The sequence below is a fragment of the Ralstonia sp. 110700041-2 genome (assembly GCF_056280165.1).
This window is the reverse complement of the sequence record NZ_JBSFAI010000009.1, coordinates 92,219-110,425: the sequence shown is the minus strand read 5'-3', so window position 1 is coordinate 110,425 and position 18,207 is coordinate 92,219. Positions and strand designations below refer to the sequence as shown.

Here is an 18,207-nt window from a genome sequence, read left to right as displayed (position 1 = left end):
GGCCCCAGGTCTCTGCCGACAATTGTCTGCTGCCCTCCAGTGACTTCGGGAGTACGATATTCGCCCGCGATTTCGGATCGCGCCACCTTGACGGGGGCACAAGATGCCGGGCTTGGAATTTCGCTATGTGGGAAGAGACTCCCTACCCACGCGTCTGCCGGAGTTCGACGTCGAGCATTACTTCGCGTTGACCGCTAGCGATGTCGCCGCGATCAACCAGAAGTTCCGACGCGCCAGCCGCCCTGGAGTCGCCATTCAGTTGGTCTTTCTGCGCGCCAGCGGCCGTACGCTGGACCAACTCAACACACTCCCCCGTCAGTTGCTGCGCTATATCGGCGAAAAACTCGCCGTCGAGACACCAACGATCGCCTCGCTGCGCACCATTTACCAGCGATACCCGACGCTGTATGAGCATCAGGTCTGGGCCCTCCAATATCTGGGCCTGACACGCCTCGATGACGAGCAATGGGCCGGACTCGAAGCCTGGATGCGTCAGGACGCCGCCGAATCGCTGACCGTTGAGGAACTGCTTCAGCACGCGCACTACTGGTTGTACGAACGGCGCATTCTGATCCCGTCGACGCGTGCGCTGCAGGATCTGGCCCGCTCCATCTGGGCGGGCATCGAGCGGGATCTGCTGGCCATGATCGACGTGGTGGTCTCGCGCGAGCAGATCCTGCGGGCCGAGGCTGCGGTGTTTGCCCAGCACGCCACATCGGGCACGACGGTGCTGGAATGGCTCAAGACCCCACCCGCGCGCCACAGCCCGTCAACGATGACCGAGATGCTGGCCAAGATCAGCTTCTTGAAGGACCTCGGCGCGCATACCTGGACATTTGACGCGGTCCCCATCGAGAAACAGCGGGCCTACGGCCAACGTATCCAGGCCCGCCGTCCCGCCAAAATCCGCGAACTCAAAGCGTCGACGCGCACGCTCGAACTGGTGTTCTTCCTGCGTGTCACCTTGCTGGAGTTGACTGACGCCATGGTGTACCAAAGCGGGCGCCGTATCTCAGACCTGGTCCGGCAGGCGTACAACAAGACCACGACGAAGCAAGCCCGCTCGGCGATCGAATACCGGCAGCAACTGGTGGAGATCAAGGCCCTGGTGGACGATACCCGCCGCTCGGCCGAGGACCGACTGGCCGACATCGGCAAGCTGCTTAAGGGTCTGTCCAGTCGGCCGCCGGCAAGTCACGCCGCAAGCGTGCGCGAAACCCTTACCGAAGACCACCACCGACTCCGCAACCTCCTGACACCCTTGCGGGCGTTGGAATTCGCCAGTCACGGTAACGATCCTGCCATGCGCCAACTCGATCTCGTTGGCGGTTTGCACGATCGGGGCATGACGGAGTTGCCGCCAGACTGCAATGTGCCAGTGAGCGCCAGTTGGCGCGACCTGGTCGACGGTGAGGACCGCCAGCGCGCGCTGCGTGCCTTGGAGGCCTCTGCTGTAATGAGTTTGCGCAAGGGGCTGCGCCGCGGCACGGTGTGGATCAACCATAGCCTGTCGTTTCGAGAACGAGACCAGTTGCTGATTCCGCCGGCACAGTGGGAGGTCGACCGCGACCGGCATCTGTCTTCGCTCGGCCTGCCAAGCCAAGCGAGGCTCTATCTTGATCGCCTGACCGAGCATTTGAAGGCGGGTCTCGCTGCGCTGGACGAGGCCCGTGAGGCTGGCCACTTTACGATCGACGCGGACGGCATCCTGCATTTGTCGCCATTGGAAGCGCAGACCACGGATACCACGCCTCAACGCACCCGAGATCTGCTGTTCAAGGACATCGGCAGCGCACAGTTTGCCGACATGATTCTGGAGATGGATGCGCGCACCAATTTCAGTGAAGTGCTGTTGGCGCGCAAGGCGCGGGATGCCCACGAACTCGTCTCCCTTTATGCAGCCCTGATCGCGCACGGCACCGAACTGGATGCCAAGGGCGTCGCGGCGATGATCCCGCAGTTGGACCTCGCGCACGTCTCCACCGCGATGCGCTCCCTGGAAATGCCCGGCCGGCTGCGCCGCGCCAACGAACGTGTGGTGGAGTTCCAGCGCACGCACCCGATCACCGATCTATGGGGCACCGGCCAACTCGCCTCCAGCGACTCCATGAGCCTGGACACGTCCCCACATCTGTTCTACGCGCGCGCTGATCCCCGCCGACGCACGCACGCCGCTGGCGTCTATACGCACGTGCTGGATCAGCATGGGATCGTCTACAACCAGCCGATGGTGCTCAACGAGCGCCAAACTGGCGCGGCGATCGAAGGCGTCATGCGTCACAACGAAACCCGCGCTGACGGTGGGCTGCTGCGGCTCGCCGTCGACACCCATGGCTACACGAACGTGGGGATGGCGGTGGCCAAGCTACTTGGCTTTGACCTCTGTCCCTGGCTGCGCAACCTGTCGGAGCGCAAGCTGTACCTGCCGCGTGCCCTGTCGGTGACGGAGGGATTGTCGGCTGCCGTGTCGCACGAGGTCTCCCTCAAGGCGATCCGCGACGGCTGGGATGGCTTGCTACGCCTGGTGGCGTCCATTCACGCGGGGCGCGTGAGCGCGATCGTTGCGCTGCAACGCTTCGGCAGTGCTGCCCAGGGTGACCCGATCCACCGGGCAGCGGATCACCTGGGCAAGCTGCTGCGCACGCTGTTCCTATGCGACTTTTTCAGCAACATCGAGTTTCGTCGCGAGTTGCGCACGCTCCTCAATCGGGGTGAATCCGTGCACCATCTCCAGCGGGCGATTTATATGAGTAAGGTCCAACACGAGCGCGGTCGCCGCCAGGACGAGATGATCGCGATTTCCGGGGCGCTCTCGCTGCTGACCAATCTGGTGATTGCCTGGAATACCGAGCGGATGCAAACGACGGTGGATACGTGGCAGCGCAAGGGGCAACGGATCGACGATGACTGGCTGCGCCGCATGGGGCCGGCACACTTCGCCCATGTGAATTTCCGGGGCGTTTTGAGCTTCAAGATCCACCAATTTCAGGATGCCCTGTTGGAGGCGGCACCTCGCCGGCGTGCGAGCCAAGCATGAAGTCCTGCTTGGCACGGGTCGGCCGCAATCGCGTTTATTAGAGGTTCATGCAAGGTTACTGCGTCAAAGCAATGGCAGAGGTCCGCCAGACCGGACCTGTCAGACTGCAATGCCCGGCCGGGGTGCGACCGACAGCGCTGTTTCGATCCGATGCTGGGCAAATGGGTCGGCCGCGTCGATATAGCGCATGGCCGAGCGTACGTCCTTCCAGCCGACGTATTCCATCAGCATCTTGAGATCCCACTGGTTCGAGTTCGCCCAGGTTGCAAAGCCCCGTCGTAGTGAGTGGCTGCTGTAGCGGTCCGATTGCGGCAGTCCTGCGCGATGGAGCAGCGCGCGCAACAAAGGCACGATGCTGCTGGCCTGCAGTCCATCGGCTGCGATTCGGCTCCAGCGGTCAATCCTGCGGAACGCGGGGCCCTCGGTCAGGCCGGACGCCGCCAACCAGGCCTCGTAGGCGGCGACTGGGCACAAGCGCGACAACGCGGGCGCCTTGTGGGTCGTACCGACATGGTTGCGGTCCGTCTTGGTGCGCGGCAGGAAAATCGTCATGCCCCGGCCGGGCTCCACCGTGATGTGCTCGATCTGCAGCCGACTCAGTTCGTCCGACCGGAAGCCCCGCCAGAAGCCGATCAGCACCAGCGCCTTGTTGCGGGTATGCACCTGGAGTTGATGGGCGTTGCCCTCAGACGAGGCGGTCGCGATCTGCGCATCCAGCGAGGCAACCAGTTGCTCCAACTGGGCGAGCTGCAATGGCTTGGCGCGCCGCTCCTGCGCGGGGTGCAGTGCCTGGATGCCCTTGAGCACCTTGCGGACGTGCGGTGCTCGCGTGGGGTCGGGAAAGCCCTGCGAAACGTGCCACTGCGCGATCGCAGCCAACCGTTGGCGCAGCGTGTTGATGGAAAGCGTCTGTGCGTGCTCAGCCAGATAGCGTGCAACGCTGTCGGCGCTGGCCGGCAGGAAGCCACCCCACTCTTGCTCGAAATGACGGATGGCGGACTGATAGCTGCGCCGTGTGTGATCGCGGGTCGCTGCCTGCAGATACCTGTCGATATCCGCCATTGAACTCTCAAATCAAGGTAGCGACTACGCTTTGCTCGATGCCTTCTGCGATCGGAGGTTATACGCGAAGCTGAGCACAATGATCAGCAAGATCGCCACCTGTGCGATCACCGTCTGCATGGACGGGTAAATCCCCAGCACGTCAATACGCGGCATCGAAATCGGCGTGATGTGCAGAAAACCAACCTTCTGCAACGCCGCAACGCCCTTGCCGATCAGCACCACTGCCAGGACCGCGACCAGAGCCGAGCTGAAGGCAAAGAACTGGCGGATCGGCAGGCGCGCCGAGGAGCGCAGCAGCACGACGGCGATGATCGCCAGGATCGCAATCCCGGAGCCCAAGCCGGCCAGCAGGTAGATGCCGTTCCCTTCGCTCCACAGCGCGGCGTAGAACAGCACGGTCTCGAACACCTCGCGGTACACCGTCACGAATGACAGCACGAACAGCATGATCGCCGAGCGCTTGTTCAGCGCGGAGGACAGCTTCTGCTTCACATAGGCCTGCCAGCGACCGGCCAGGCTCTTCTGGTGCATCCACATGCCCACGCCGAGCAGGACCACGGCCGCAAAGATTGCCGAGAAGCCTTCGGTCATCTCGCGGCTGGCACCGCTCAAATCCACCAGGTAGGTAGCGACGGCCCACGTCAGTCCACCGGCGGCCAGCGCAACAATCCAGCCGGCATGGACGTATGGCAGCACGTCGGTGCGTTCGGCCTTCTTCAGGAAGGCCATCATGGCGACCACGACAAGCAGTGCCTCCAGGCCCTCGCGCAGCAGGATCGTCAAGGCGCCCAGGAACGTCGACAGCGGGTCGTTGGTGCCACCCAGTGCATCCTGGGCTTCAGTCAGCATCGTCTGCAGATGCTGCGCGATGTCCCGTACCTGCTCGGCCTGACCGGTAGTGATCGCGTTGCGATACAGGCCCATCATTTTTTCGATGTCCTGGAACAGCGACTGGTTCTTGGCGGCCAGGGCCGGTTCGACCGGCTCGAAGCCGTCGAGGTAGGCGGAGAGCGCCAGGCGCGAGGCAGTCGCTTTGTCGCCCTGGTCGAAGGCGGCTACGCTCTCTTTGAGCTTGTCCTTGGCGATTGCGAGACTGTCTGCGTTGGAGGCGTTCAGCACATCCGGCGCGCTTCTCAAATAGGCGGTCAATTGCCGCGCGGCATCCGGGCTGATCGTCTTGGCCAGCAACGCTTCTGGCGTCTGGCTGAGCTTGGCGAGCGTCGGCACCGCGCTATGCAGCTCCGGGCGGGATGCCCACAATTTGGCGCCGGCTTGCCGGTCCGCATCGGAATAGGACAAGGTCGACGCAAAATAGGCCAGTGCCCAGCGATCATCGTCAGTGAGCTGCGCGAAGCTCGGCATCGAGGTGCCCTCGACACCGCGCGTGATGATCTGCTGGAGGGCGAAGACGCTGCGCTCCTGGGCGCGCTGATGATCGGCCAGGGCTATGGGGGGCGGGCTCAGCTTGGCGGCCAGCGGACCATCGGCGTGTCCGGTGTTGCCATGGCAGGACGCGCACTGGCTTTGATACAGCGTAGCTCCATGCTTCAGGTCGGGCACCTTGCTGGGCGCCATCGGCACCGGGTAGGCGGCCAGCAAGCTGTCCGCGAGCTTATGCGCCTGTTCACCGACGACGGTGGGTGCGGCCTTGTCGGCGATGAGCGTGCGCAACGCGCCAGCATCCTTGAGCAAGGCTTGCGTCTGTGGCCCCGCCGGCAACTCGGCAATCTGGCGCTGCGCCGCATGCGCAAACTCCTGCATTTCGGCGTACTCATCGGCATTGGCCACCTGGCCGTCCTTGACGGAGCGACCGTAATCGACCGCCAGATAGTCGAGTAATTGCCAGACCTGCTTGGTCTTGTCTTGAGTGGACAGCGTGTCGGCGTACGCGCTTGAAACCGATGTCAGCAGGTAGAACAGGATGAGGGTGACGACGCGCTGCAGTTGCATGAAGAGCCTACCGGCGAAGCGGGAGAAATGGCTTTAAATGAGAATGATTGTAATTCATGTTTCGTGACGCAGATGTCGCGCTGGTCAAAAAACATGCGGCCGAAGGGGTCACATAGCGAACCCGTTCGGCCATTCCCCTTCGTGTCAGCGGTGCGTGCCGTCTCCAGTGCACGTGCCGCTACCTTCGGACAACCCCTGCAGGATTCCGCAAGCTTCTGCAGCTCGCCCGTCGGAACAGGTCTCGCGCAGCGCGCACAAATGGTGCTTTAACACCCCCAGTGCCTCGATACGCCGCTCGACTTCCTCGATGTGCTTGTCCAGGAGGGTGTTCACCGCGCCGCAATCCTCGTCCGGTCGCTCGCGGTAGCGCAGGAGTGTCCGCACGTCGTTCAGCGGCATGTCCAATGACCGGCAGTGGAGGATGAACTGCAGCCGCTCAATGTGCCGCTCGCTGTACAGCCGGAAGTTGCCCGAGCTGCGGTCCGGCGGCGGCAACAGGCCTTCGCGCTCGTAGTACCGGATGGTTTGAATCGGGCAGGCCGTGCGCTTGGCGAATTCACCGATCTGAATGTTCATGATGTCGGGCCGAAGTCCCTTGACTCTATAGTAGCTATAGAGTGTGTACTTGAGTCCAATCCATTTCAAGCGACAAAGGGAGGTGCTGTGAGTGATTGCGGCTCCAAGGGGTGCGGTTGTGCTGCCACCAACGTGGTGACGCCGGCGGACGGCGATGCGGCGGCTGTTGACCTGAAACGATCCCGCTACCGGATCGACAACATGGACTGCCCGACGGAAGAAACGCTCATTCGCAATAAGCTGGCGGCGCTGCCCGGCGTGGTCAACCTTGAGTTCAACCTGATGCAGCGTTCGCTGGCCGTCCAGCACCGGCTGCCATCCCCGGCGCCGATCGAGCAAGCCTTGGCAGCCGTTGGCATGCGAGCGGTTCGCGCCGATGAAAGCCCCGCCGGGCAGAGCACAGTCCTGACCATTCGTCAGATGGACTGCCCGACCGAAGAAACGCTGATTCGCGGCAAGCTGGCGGGCATGGCGGGCGTGTCAGACATGCAGTTCAATCTCGTCCAACGCACACTCGCCGTTCAACACGCTGCCGATGCGCTACCGCAAGTGCTGGCTGCCATTCAGTCGCTTGGCTTCGATGCCGAGGTGCGCGACCGCTCTGCCGCAGCACCGCTTCCCGAACAAGATGCCGCGCCCACCAAATGGTGGCCGCTTGCCATTGCCGGCGCGAACGCCGTCCTGGCGGAAGTGGTGTATTGGCTCAACGGTGGCAACCATTGGGTGGTGGTGATCCTGGCGCTGGCCGCGATCCTGACCGGCGGGCTGTCCACCTACAAGAAAGGCTGGATCGCGCTCAAGAACCGCAACCTGAACATGAACGCCCTCATGTCGATCGCAGTCACTGGGGCGATGGTGATCGGCCATTGGCCGGAAGCGGCGATGGTGATGGTCCTCTTCGCCTTGGCGGAGGTCATCGAAGCCCGTTCGCTGGACCGCGCCCGAGATGCGATCCGGGGGCTGATGGATCTCGCCCCGGAGACAGCCACGGTACAGCGCAGCGACGGCAGTTGGTCCGACGTCGATGCCAAGACCGTGGCCGTTGGCAGCCGTGTGCGGGTCAAGCCGGGCGAGCGCATCGCGCTCGATGGCACGATTCTGCAGGGGCGGTCATCCGTCAATCAGGCGCCGATCACGGGCGAGAGCCTGCCGGTCGAGAAGGCAGCGGGCGACTCCGTGTTCGCCGGCACCATCAACGAATCCGGGTCGTTCGAATATCGCGTCACCGCAGCGGCAAGCGACTCCACACTGGCACGGATCATTCACGCCGTCGAGGCCGCGCAAGGCAGTCGAGCGCCCACGCAGCGCTTCGTTGACCAGTTCGCCCGGCTGTACACGCCCATTGTGTTCGCGGTTGCGCTTGCGGTGGCCATCGTCCCTCCGCTGGTCTTCGGTGCGACTTGGCTGGACTGGATCTACAAGGCCCTAGTTCTTCTCGTGATTGCTTGCCCCTGCGCGCTCGTGATCTCGACGCCGGTGAGCATTGTGAGCGGCCTGGCGGCCGCCGCGAAGCGCGGCATCCTCATCAAGGGCGGCGTCTATCTGGAAGAGGGACGCAAGCTGAAATGGTTGGCGCTCGACAAGACCGGCACGATCACGCACGGCAAGCCAGCGCAGACGGACGTCGTGGCCTGGAACGGTGCGGACGCGTCCGCCGCCCAGATCCTGGCAGCTAGCCTGGCTGCCCGCTCCGACCATCCCGTCTCCCTGGCCGTGGCCCGCGCGGCGCAGGACCAAGGCCTAGCCCTGCGCGACGTCACCGATTTTGCGGCCTTGCCCGGACGCGGCGTCCGGGGCCATGTCAACGGTGCGCTCTATCACCTGGGCAATCATCGTCTGGTCGAGGAACTGGGCGTGTGTTCGCCGGCATTGGAAGCACAGCTTGCCGTGCTGGAAACCCAGGGCAAAACGGTCGTGATGCTGATCGGCCAGGACGGCGTACGCGCGTTGTTCGGTGTGGCGGACACCATCAAGGACAGCAGTCGCCAAGCGATCAAGGAATTGCACGCACTGGGCATCAAGACTTTGATGCTGAGCGGCGACAATCCGCACACCGCAGAGGCGATTGCGCAGCAGGTCGGTATCGACGAGGCTCGCGGTAATCTGCTGCCGGAAGACAAGCAGCGCGAAATCGAGCGCCGATCCGCACAAGGAACCATCGGCATGGTCGGCGATGGCATCAACGATGCGCCGGCGCTGGCACGGGCCGATATTGGATTCGCAATGGGCGCGGCCGGGACGGACACGGCGATCGAAACGGCCGACGTTGCGCTGATGGACGACGATCTGCGCAAGCTCCCGGCGTTTGTACGACTATCCCGGTCCACGGCCGGGGTGCTGAAGCAGAACATTGCGCTGGCGCTCGGCATCAAGGTCGTGTTCCTGGCACTGACCTTTACAGGCCAGGCCACCATGTGGATGGCGGTGTTTGCCGACATGGGCGCCAGCCTGCTGGTGGTCGGCAACGGGCTGAGGTTGCTGCGCAAATGAATTGGAAGTTCCTCGTGTACGACTGGGGCGGCTGGAACGTCGCGCTATTCCACGCCATCAACTCGGGGATGCCAAGCGCCCTGGACCCGGTGGCGTGGTGCTTTAGCCTGATTGGCAACTACTGGACTGCGCCGCTCTTGCTGCTGGGGCTCTGGCGGTGGTCGATATCAGCGTCGAATCCAGCGCGCGCGTGCGCTGTCAGGCAACGCCTCGTCACGTTTGGGTTGGCCTTCGCGCTTGCCCTGCTGGCCGCTTCCGCCTTGAAGTGGTGGCTGGATTTCCCACGGCCACCGGCGGTACTCGGCCACCTCGTGCACGTCATTGGTGAGCCGGAACTGCACTACAGCCTGCCGAGCGGGCACTCGACGTTCGCAGCGCTTGTGGTCGGGGCACTCTGGCCCTTGGTGGGTTTTCGGGGGCGTCTCGCGTTGGTGTTCTACGCCGCGTTGGTCGGGTGGTCGCGTGTTGCCGCCGGGATGCATTTCCCGGCGGATGTGGTCGCCGGCTGGATGCTCGGGGCTAGCAGCGTCGCTATAGCAGGGTTGTTGCGCTCAGCATTGATGTCACGACAAGGCGCCCTCGTGAAGGGACTTTCTGGCTGATTCCGCAGCATGCAGCGGCGCACGACCGATGGGCCGTGCGCCGCCGAGGGTTTACTTGCTCCGCAAATCGACGACGGTCGGCTGACCGTCGACCATATCAAAGACGGCCCACACCGCTTGGCCCTCCTTGAAGTGCTGCAGTGATGCCTTGTCCTTGACGGCAAACGTCATCGTCATGGCGCCCATGCCGAGATTGTCGATGGCGCCGTGCTTAAGCGTGACCTTGCCGGTGTCGAGGTAGATCTTGCGGACCTCTGCTGCCACGGGCTTGGGCGCCTGCTTGGTTTGACCAGCAGGCTTCATGTCCATACCTTCCATCGGCGTGGCCGCAAAGGCGGCTGGAGTCGACGCCAGCGTCAGGGCGAATACAACAGCGGAAACGTAGTTCATCGTGAGACCTTGTCATGAGAGGGTGGTTGGGGAATGGATTGCCCGCTGCCACGCCTGCGCAGCAGCAGGTAGACAGCAGGAACGACAAACAGGGACAGCAACGGCGCGGTGATCATGCCGCCGACCATCGGCGCGGCAATGCGCTGCATGACTTCGGAGCCTGTGCCGTCCGACCACATGATCGGGAGCAGGCCAGCCAGGATGACGGCCACCGTCATGGCCTTGGGGCGTACACGCAGCACGGCGCCTTCCTGAATCGCTTCCAGTAGCGCTTGGGTAGAAGTTTGACCGTTTTCCTGCCGCTCGGTCCAAGCGTGTTTGAGATAGAGCAGCATGATCACGCCGAATTCGGCCGCCACCCCGGCGAGCGCAATGAAGCCGACGACTCCGGCCACCGACAGGTTATAGCCGAGCAGATACAGCAGCCAGAACCCGCCGATCAGTGCGAGCGGCAGCGTGCCCATGATGAGCAGCGCCTCGTCGATACGGCCGAACACGAGGTACAGCAGCACGAAGATGATCAGCAAGGTGAATGGTACGACCACCTGCAGCTTGGCACTCGCACGCTCCAGGTACTCGAACTGCCCTGACCAGCTCAGCGCGTAGCCCGCCGGCATCGGCACCGCCTTGGTCACTGCTGCCTGCATGTCCTTCACCGCCGAGCGCAGGTCGCGCCCCCGGATATCGACATAGATCCAACCCGAGAGCCGGGCATTCTCGCTGCGCAGCATCGGCGGGCCCTGCACGACGCGGATGTCCGCGACGTCGGACAACACAATCTGCTGGCCCCGGTCAGTGACAATCGGCAAACGCCGCAACTGCTCCACGGAATCCCGATAATCGCGCGGATAGCGGAGGTTGATCGGGAAGCGGGCCAGGCCGTCAACCACCTCACCGACATTATCGCCACCGATGGCGGATGACACGATGCTTTGCACGTCGTCGATGTTCAGGCCGTATCGGCCGGCGGCCTGTCGGTTGATGTCCACGTCGATGTATCGTCCGCCGGACAACCGCTCCGCTAGCGCAGAGGTGACACCCGGCACGGTTTTGACGGTCTCCTCGATCCGAGTGGTCAGTCGATCGATCTCCTTCAAGTCCGTGCCCGCCACCTTGATGCCGACCGGGCTCTTGATGCCGGTGGCGAGCATGTCGATGCGGTTGCGGATCGGTGGCACCCAGATGTTGGACAGCCCCGGCACCTTGACCACGCGGTCGAGTTCTTCCACCAGTTTGTCGGTCGTCATACCGGGGCGCCACTGGTCGTGCGGCTTGAACTGGATGGTGGTCTCGAACATCTCGATCGGCGCCGGGTCCGTTGCGCTGTCCGCGCGCCCAGCCTTGCCGTACACGCTGGCCACTTCGGGAACCGTCTTGATGAGGCGGTCGGTCTGCTGCAGGAGCTGAGCCGCCTTGCCGGCCGACAACCCAGGCAATGCTGACGGCATATACAGCAGATCGCCCTCATCCAGCGGCGGCATGAATTCGCCGCCTGTGCGCAGGATCGGCCAGGCCGTTGCCCCCAGCAGCACAATGGCGATAGCGACCGTCGCCTTGGGATACGCCAGCACCTTGGACAGCATTGGCTGGTAGAGGCGGATCAGCCAGCGGCTGAGCGGGTTCGATTGCTCGCTCGGGATACGCCCGCGGATCAGGTAGCCCATCAGCACAGGCACCAGCGTGACCGACAACCCAGCCGCTGCCGCCATCGAATACGTCTTGGTGAACGCCAGCGGCGAGAACAGGCGGCCCTCCTGCGCCTCCAGCGTGAACACGGGGATGAACGACAGCGTGATGATCAGCAGCGAGAAGAACAGCGCCGGCCCCACTTCTGCCGCCGATTCCCCGATCACGTTCCAGCGCTCGTGGCCTGTGAGTTCGCGGCCGGGGTTGTCCTCGAGCCAATGCTCCAGATGTTTGTGCGCGTTCTCGATCATCACCACGGCCGCGTCGACCATGGCGCCGACGGCGATGGCGATGCCACCCAGCGACATGATGTTGGCGTTGACGCCCTGGTATCGCATCACCAGGAAGGCCGCCAGGACGCCCAGCGGCAGCGAGACGATTGCCACCAGTGCCGAGCGCAGATGGAACAGGAACACCAGGCACACGACAGCGACGACGATGAATTCCTCGATCAGCTTGTGCGTCAGGTTGTCCACCGCGCGCTTGATCAAACCGGACCGGTCGTAGACAGGAACGATCTCCACGCCTTCGGGCAGACTGGTGCGCAGCGTGGCGAGCTTGGCCTTGACGGCTTCGATCGTCTCCAGGGCATTCTTGCCTGAACGCAGGATGACGACGCCACCTGCCACCTCGCCCTGACCGTTCAGTTCCGCGATGCCACGGCGCATCTCGGGCCCGAGTTGGACGGTGGCGACATCGCCCAAATGCACGGCGATGCCCGCATCGTTCGTCATCAGGGGAATCTGCCGGAAGTCGTCGAGCGTCTTCAGGTAGCCGCTGGCGCGGACCATGTACTCGGCTTCGCCCAGTTCCAGCACGGAGCCACCGGTCTCCTGGTTGGCACCCTTGAGCGCTGCCAGCACCTTGGCCTGTGTCAGGTTGAACGCACGCAGCCGGTCCGGCTGCAACACCACCTGGAACTGCTTGACCATGCCGCCGACGGAAGCGACCTCCGCGACGTTCGGCAGGGCCTTCAACTCGAAGCGCAGGAACCAGTCCTGCAACGCCCGCAGTTGGGCCAAGTCGTGCCGGCCGGTCTTATCGACCAGCGCGTATTCGTAGATCCAGCCCACGCCGGTGGCATCCGGGCCCAGCGCCGGTTTGGCCGCCGCAGGCAGGCGGGACTGCACCTGGTTCAAGTACTCCAGCACGCGCGAGCGTGCCCAATACAGGTCAGTCCCGTCCTCGAACAGCACATAGACGAACGAATCGCCGAAGAACGAGTAGCCGCGCACCGTCTTGGCGCCCGGCACCGACAGCATGGTGGTGGTCAGCGGATACGTGACCTGGTTTTCCACGATCTGCGGCGCTTGGCCAGGGAACGGCGTGCGGATGATGACCTGTACGTCCGACAGGTCGGGCAGCGCATCGAGCGGCGTGCTGCGCGCGGCCCACAGACCCCAGGCCGTCAGCATGACGGTCGCTAGCAGCACCAGGAAGCGGTTGCGGATGGACGCGAGAATCAGCCGTGCGATCATGGCTTGCCCCCCTGATCCGCGCCGGCCGGCTCGACCGAGGACAGGACTGCCATGCCATCGTCATGCAGTTGGAACCGGAAGCGCACACGGTCCCCAGGCTTGAAGCGCTTTGGCAGGCCGGAGGGCGGTGCGGCAAAATCCATTGTCATCGCGCTCCAGTGCGCGGACGGAATCGCGCCATGTGAGATCGTCAGGCCTTCGCTGGTGACAGCCTCAATGCGGCCGACGCCTTCATGCTCGATGGCGGCCGCTGCGGGCGCGGAGGCCGCAGGTGGCGATGCCATGCGTTGGGCGGTGCCGCGCAGGCTAGCTTCCGAATCAATCAGGAACTGCCCGGAAACCACCACCTTCTGTCCCGCGCTCAAACCGTCGGTCACTTCGGTCTGCCCATTGGCTTCGGCTCCGGTCTTGACTTCGATGGGGTTGAAGCCGCCATTGCCGGCGTCCACCATGACGATCGTGCGCGTACCGGTGCGAATCAACGCCTCCGTGGGGACCAGCAGCTTGTCCGGGCCGGCTTGCGCGCCAAACCGCACGTTGGCGAACATGCCGGGCAAGAGGCGGCGGTCCCGGTTCTGGAGTTCGACGCGCACCTTGACGGTTCGCGTATTGGCATTGACGTCGGGCAGGATGGCATCCACCTTGCCGGTCAGCGCGTGTCCAGCGATTGCCGTCGCCGTGGCCGTCACCGCCTGGCCCGGGCGGATGGCCGATGCTTGGCTCTCGGGAATCTCCGCCAAGACCCACACGGTGGACAAGTCGGCAATCTTGAAGAGCGTCATGCCGGGTGCGACAGCCATGCCGTCCCGGACCCCGACCTCGGTGATGACGCCATCGATGTCGCTGGAAATCGCCAGCCGTGGCTGTGGCTTGCCGGTGGATTCGACCAGCCGGATCTGCGCCTCCGTCATGCCGGCCTGGCGCATGCGCAGCAACGCTGCGCTGCGCAGGTCCCCCTGCAGGGCGTTGGCCGTACGCGAAACGGCCAGGTACTCCTCTTGTGCGGCGACCCATTCCGGCGCGTAGACGACGATCAGCGGTTGCCCGCGCTTGACCGGGTCTAACGTGGTTTTCGCGTACGCCCGTTCGACAAAGCCGGCGGCGCGCGCTTGAATGATCTCGATGCCGCGCTCGTTGATGGCGATATTGCCGGGCACTTCCAGCATGGCGTCCAGCCGGCCGGTCTTGACCTCAGCCGTGCGCACAGCAAGATTCTGTGCCACACGGCCATCAACCGTGACGGCGGCGCTCCCGCCGGCGCCATTCTCGTAGACGGGGGCAAGCGGCATGTCCATGAAAGGTGATTTGCCTGGTTTGTCGAAACGCTGGCCAGGTGCCATGGGGTCTTGCCAATAGAGAATCCGCTTGCCCGTCTTGGGATCGATGTCGCCCGCTTTGAGCGGGGCATCGGCGGCTTGGGCAGATGCTGCCGCCTGCGTGGGCGCGCTCCGCTGTCCCTGCCTCACGCCAAGGTAGTAGGTGGCGCCCATGCCAAGGCTCGCCAACACCAGACTGGCTGCAATGCGCGCAAAGATGGTTCGGTTCATGGTTGAACTCCAACGTTGGAGGTCGGCTGGTTTGCCGTGGGGAGCGGTTTGAGGAAGGCGAGCTCGGCCCAGAGTTGGGCCGTCGACGCTTCGAGCTTGAGACGTTCCAGCGCAAGGTCGAGTGCCTTGCGGCTTGCCTCGGCGACCGCGGCGAGCGAACCGCTTCCAGTCCGGTAGGACGTTAGCGCTGCCTCGGTTTGCGCGCGCGCTAGCGGGACGGTCGTGGTTTGATAGCGATCCAGGCGGCGTTGGTTCAGTCGCAACGTCTCGCGCTTGCCCAGAATCTGGCCCACCATGTTGCGCCGCAAGACTTCTGCTTGAGCGCGCGCGGCATTGGCTTGCGCCAGCTTGGCCGAGACCTCGCGGTCCTGGCGGTTCTTCTGATCCCAGGGAATCGGCAGGGAGACGTTCAACGACACCATGTTGGCGTAAGCCGGTCCGCGCTGGCTATACATCAGCTCCACCGTCACGTCGGGTGTCTTGGCCGCACGAGAGACACGTCCTTCAGCGTCCGCCATGGCGGCTTGCGCGCTGGCAGCGGCCACATCGGGCAGGGTATCGATGGCCGCGTCGTCCAGCGCGTCGAGCCACTGCGGGACGTCGAACCTGGGGGGCGCGGCGGGCGGGCGGCTGGATGCGTCGCCTACCCAGCGCCGCAGCATGGCCTTGGCAGACGCTTCCGTCGCCCGGGCCTCGTCGGTCCGGTCTTGCAACTGCTGCCGTTCAAGGCGTGCAGCTACGATGTCGGCGCGTGAGCCGCGATTGCCGCGATAGGCCGCCTCGGCTGCCTCGACCTGCAAGGCGACAGAGGCTGTTTGTTCCGCCAGCAGTTGAACGGTACGTGCGGCATACCAGCGGTCAAGCCAGGCTTGCGCTGTGCTGCGCTGGACGGCTGCCAGCGCGGCGACACGCTGTGTTTCGGCCGCGGAGGCCTCGGCGTTGAAACGTTCCGCACGGGCACGGCGCTTCTCGGTCCGCGTGAGCTCTTGCATCACGCTGACCGAGCGCATGGTCATGAAATCGGTGCCGATGGAGAACCGGTCGCTGCCATCGGCGGGAACATTGTTCACGCCGAATTTGAGGACAGGGTCGGGCAGTTGGGCTGCCGCCACGGCCATGTCGAGCGCCGACTGTACACCGGCGCGGGAGGTTTCCGCGTCGGCGGAGCGGGACGATGCCAAGCCGATCGCTTCCTGCAAGGAGAGCGCATCGGTCTGGCTATACGCCAGATGACTGCTTAAAAGCAGCAGGACGGCGAGCGCGAGCAAGCGCCCACCGCGTGGGGGAAAACGCAAAAGCATAAAGCCTCCGGAAAGCAACGACCACCTTGCCGGTTAGGCGGCAAGGCGTGAGAGATACGTCGCTTCGGAGGCTACGTGCGGAAACAGCAGTTCAGGATGGGAATCGGGGGTGGTGGTGCACGGGGCGCCACATCGGCGAGCAAGACCGATTGGCCGTCCGCCATGATGACTGGCTCGGCCGTGATCATCCGGATCAGGACGGGCAGGAAGATGGGAATCTGCGGCGATACGTGATTGGCCGACTTGGTGCCGCTCTGGCAGTGCTCAAGACAGAGGCCGTCATGCTGGTGCACATCCTGCTGCGCCTGCATGGCCATCTCGGGGCACGACTGCACCATGGCACCGGCGTCGGTCGCATCGGCCATGGTGGGCATGACCTCCGCTGAGCCGCGGCTTGCCGCACAGGCGTATGCTGCCGCTGCCAGTTGAACTGTCAGGAAAGCGATGACTAGGAATCCGGCGAACCACGGCCGGCGAAGCGATGCGCGCACGTTCTGCAGATGATGTGATTGGATCGAATGGTAACAGCGGCTACGCGCGATGTGCACGCGGACGCGGCTTATGATCGAACGGGTTGATCTGCCGCAAACGTGCCATCGCGCGATGGGCGTCCTGCCGATAATGCAGAACGCCCCACCGTGTTATTTCGGCGCTTGAATCATGTCTTGGCAGGGCTGCGGCATCGCAGGCATGCCAGCGCTTTTCTGCGCTTGCGCTGCGCGGATCTGCGCAAGTTTCGCGTTGCGAGCTTTCTCGATGACCTGCCAGTCTGGCCCGGCAATGGCCGTCAACGATGTCAAAACAGCCGCCAAGCCGACAGCGGAAAGAATGACCTTCTTCATGGTGATGCTCCAGTGATTTCACGCGGGGCCGGCATGAATGCCGGCTTAGCAATTTGCGTGGCGTATTCGCTTACGCCGCTATACGGATGCCGCACTGCAAAAAGGCGCGATCCGTAAAGCTAAATGGAGCGGGCTCGGGGTGGCCGTTCGAGCGGCACAGGAACTGCGGAAATATAGACAGGCTCCTGGGCGGGAACCAGGATGTGCATCCCCTTGGCGCCGAGCGGCATCGCTGGGCTGGAAAGCGCCCCGATCACAGCGCAGAAAGACACGCAAGGAGCGGTGTCCGTGCAGTCGGAACCACTCTGGGCATGGCCGTCACCGGTGATATGGCAGGGGTGTCCTTTCTCGGCTTGTACGACATCATGCGCTGTCGACAGCCCTGGCAGACCCACAGCGCCGTGCATCTGCATTGATGCCATGGGGAGCCCGCGCGCAGGCAACGCCACGGCAAGCAGCACGATCATCAGCATGCGCCAAAGGGGATTCATCGCGCGCGGATTTTTGTCAGATGTTGCGTAGGTTCAAGCTAACGGTCAGCAGGTATGCGTCACGCACGCCTGTTGACCAATTCTGGGCAGTATTCACCTTCCCACAATGGCAACGTCAAGGTTTCTTTGATGGTTCCTGCTGTTTGAGCATCTGGTCCATCATCATCTGCATCATGTCCATGCGGTTTTCCATCATGTTCATGCGCTGCTCCATGGGCATGCCCGAGCCGCCCATCATCGGCGCCGCACCGCCGGCCCCCATCCCTTGACCGCCCATCATGTCCATCATCATCGGGCCGCCCATACCGTGCATTGTCTGCATCGTGTCCTGCATGGCCTGCATGTGCTCGGCCATCAGACGTTGCCGTTCCTTCGGGTCCTTGGTCTGATGGATCTTGTCCATCTGGGCCTGCATCTTCTTCATCTGCTGACGGGCTTGCTCGAAGCGCTTTTCCGTATCCGCAGAGTTTGCCGTGGCAGGGGCAGTCTTCGCTGGGGTTGCCGCACTAGGCTGGCTCGCTGCGGCGGGGTGGTGCTCGTCAACGGCCCAGACCGATGCACTGGCGATCAGCAGCGCGCCTGCTACAAGAAAGCCAACATGCTTGTTGTTCGTCATGGTGCTGCCTCCTGAAATGATGGGATTTCATTTTGATATGCGATCGGTGGTCGCCAGTTGACGTATCACAACGAATTGCTCTCGCTTGACCCGTATCAACCTCCCGTTCCGGGCGTGGAACACACTGCAATCGTAG

The 18,207-nt window shown here is 63.5% G+C and carries 13 protein-coding genes; 3 read left to right on the top strand and 10 right to left on the bottom strand.

Going from position 1 to position 18,207, the window contains the following annotated elements; all coding sequences use genetic code 11:
• The first annotated feature begins 103 nt into the window (after positions 1-103).
• Positions 104-3,037 carry a Tn3 family transposase gene (locus tag ACUXH0_RS15020; RefSeq protein ID WP_012435719.1) on the top strand — a complete coding sequence of 978 codons (2,934 nt, stop codon included), beginning with the start codon at positions 104-106 and terminating at the stop codon, positions 3,035-3,037.
• A 99-nt stretch (positions 3,038-3,136) separates the two neighbouring features.
• Here ACUXH0_RS15020 and ACUXH0_RS15015 read toward each other — a convergent pair whose 3' ends face one another.
• From ACUXH0_RS15015 to cadR, 3 genes are all read right to left on the bottom strand, one after another.
• Positions 3,137-4,099, bottom strand: a complete 963-nt coding sequence (locus ACUXH0_RS15015) for a site-specific integrase (protein WP_012435720.1) — start codon at positions 4,097-4,099, stop codon at positions 3,137-3,139.
• Positions 4,100-4,123: 24 nt separating this feature from the next.
• Positions 4,124-6,052 carry an FTR1 family protein gene (locus ACUXH0_RS15010; RefSeq protein WP_012435721.1) on the bottom strand — a complete coding sequence of 643 codons (1,929 nt, stop codon included), beginning with the start codon at positions 6,050-6,052 and terminating at the stop codon, positions 4,124-4,126.
• Positions 6,053-6,196: 144 nt separating this feature from the next.
• Positions 6,197-6,628: a Cd(II)/Pb(II)-responsive transcriptional regulator gene (gene cadR, locus ACUXH0_RS15005; RefSeq protein WP_009277754.1), complete on the bottom strand. Its 432-nt coding sequence runs from the start codon at positions 6,626-6,628 to the stop codon at positions 6,197-6,199.
• A gap of 87 nt (positions 6,629-6,715) precedes the next feature.
• Here cadR and ACUXH0_RS15000 point away from each other — a divergent pair, with 87 nt between their 5' ends.
• Both ACUXH0_RS15000 and ACUXH0_RS14995 read left to right on the top strand, forming a co-directional pair.
• Positions 6,716-9,118: a heavy metal translocating P-type ATPase gene (locus ACUXH0_RS15000; RefSeq protein ID WP_012435722.1), complete on the top strand. Its 2,403-nt coding sequence runs from the start codon at positions 6,716-6,718 to the stop codon at positions 9,116-9,118.
• The gene (locus ACUXH0_RS14995; protein ID WP_009241695.1) at positions 9,115-9,720 is read left to right on the top strand and encodes a phosphatase PAP2 family protein; all 606 of its coding nucleotides are present in this window, start codon (positions 9,115-9,117) and stop codon (positions 9,718-9,720) included. The genes ACUXH0_RS15000 and ACUXH0_RS14995 overlap by 4 nt, the downstream gene beginning before the upstream one ends.
• Positions 9,721-9,771: 51 nt before the next feature.
• Here the strand turns inward: ACUXH0_RS14995 and ACUXH0_RS14990 are convergent, their stop codons facing one another.
• From ACUXH0_RS14990 to ACUXH0_RS14960, 7 genes are all read right to left on the bottom strand, one after another.
• Positions 9,772-10,110, bottom strand: coding sequence for a copper-binding protein (locus ACUXH0_RS14990; protein ID WP_004635229.1), 339 nt, complete (start codon positions 10,108-10,110; stop codon positions 9,772-9,774).
• Positions 10,107-13,274: an efflux RND transporter permease subunit gene (locus ACUXH0_RS14985; RefSeq protein ID WP_004635226.1), complete on the bottom strand. Its 3,168-nt coding sequence runs from the start codon at positions 13,272-13,274 to the stop codon at positions 10,107-10,109. Before ACUXH0_RS14985 ends, ACUXH0_RS14990 begins: the two co-directional genes overlap by 4 nt.
• On the bottom strand, positions 13,271-14,821 hold the full coding sequence (locus ACUXH0_RS14980) for an efflux RND transporter periplasmic adaptor subunit (RefSeq protein ID WP_004635224.1): 1,551 nt from the start codon (positions 14,819-14,821) through the stop codon (positions 13,271-13,273). The genes ACUXH0_RS14985 and ACUXH0_RS14980 overlap by 4 nt, the downstream gene beginning before the upstream one ends.
• Positions 14,818-16,122, bottom strand: a complete 1,305-nt coding sequence (locus tag ACUXH0_RS14975) for a TolC family protein (RefSeq protein WP_004635223.1) — start codon at positions 16,120-16,122, stop codon at positions 14,818-14,820. The genes ACUXH0_RS14980 and ACUXH0_RS14975 overlap by 4 nt, the downstream gene beginning before the upstream one ends.
• 71 nt (positions 16,123-16,193) lie before the next feature.
• Positions 16,194-16,613: a hypothetical protein gene (locus ACUXH0_RS14970; protein WP_009277756.1), complete on the bottom strand. Its 420-nt coding sequence runs from the start codon at positions 16,611-16,613 to the stop codon at positions 16,194-16,196.
• A 150-nt stretch (positions 16,614-16,763) separates the two neighbouring features.
• Positions 16,764-16,964, bottom strand: a complete 201-nt coding sequence (locus ACUXH0_RS14965) for a hypothetical protein (protein ID WP_004635218.1) — start codon at positions 16,962-16,964, stop codon at positions 16,764-16,766.
• 606 nt (positions 16,965-17,570) lie between these two features.
• Positions 17,571-18,071, bottom strand: a complete 501-nt coding sequence (locus tag ACUXH0_RS14960) for a hypothetical protein (protein WP_004635214.1) — start codon at positions 18,069-18,071, stop codon at positions 17,571-17,573.
• Between the last annotated feature and the right edge of the window lie 136 nt (positions 18,072-18,207).

Bases quoted from the DNA above. Each gene is read 5' to 3' on its own strand.
- ACUXH0_RS15020 (WP_012435719.1), top strand. From the start codon at position 104: ATGCCGGGCTTGGAATTTCGCTATGTGGGAAGAGACTCCCTACCCACG.
- ACUXH0_RS14960 (WP_004635214.1), bottom strand. From the start codon at position 18,071: ATGACGAACAACAAGCATGTTGGCTTTCTTGTAGCAGGCGCGCTGCTG.
- ACUXH0_RS14965 (WP_004635218.1), bottom strand. From the start codon at position 16,964: ATGAAGAAGGTCATTCTTTCCGCTGTCGGCTTGGCGGCTGTTTTGACA.
- ACUXH0_RS15015 (WP_012435720.1), bottom strand. From the start codon at position 4,099: ATGGCGGATATCGACAGGTATCTGCAGGCAGCGACCCGCGATCACACA.
- ACUXH0_RS14980 (WP_004635224.1), bottom strand. From the start codon at position 14,821: ATGAACCGAACCATCTTTGCGCGCATTGCAGCCAGTCTGGTGTTGGCG.
- ACUXH0_RS14995 (WP_009241695.1), top strand. From the start codon at position 9,115: ATGAATTGGAAGTTCCTCGTGTACGACTGGGGCGGCTGGAACGTCGCG.
- cadR (WP_009277754.1), bottom strand. From the start codon at position 6,628: ATGAACATTCAGATCGGTGAATTCGCCAAGCGCACGGCCTGCCCGATT.
- ACUXH0_RS14975 (WP_004635223.1), bottom strand. From the start codon at position 16,122: ATGCTTTTGCGTTTTCCCCCACGCGGTGGGCGCTTGCTCGCGCTCGCC.
- ACUXH0_RS14985 (WP_004635226.1), bottom strand. From the start codon at position 13,274: ATGATCGCACGGCTGATTCTCGCGTCCATCCGCAACCGCTTCCTGGTG.
- ACUXH0_RS14990 (WP_004635229.1), bottom strand. From the start codon at position 10,110: ATGAACTACGTTTCCGCTGTTGTATTCGCCCTGACGCTGGCGTCGACT.
- ACUXH0_RS15010 (WP_012435721.1), bottom strand. From the start codon at position 6,052: ATGCAACTGCAGCGCGTCGTCACCCTCATCCTGTTCTACCTGCTGACA.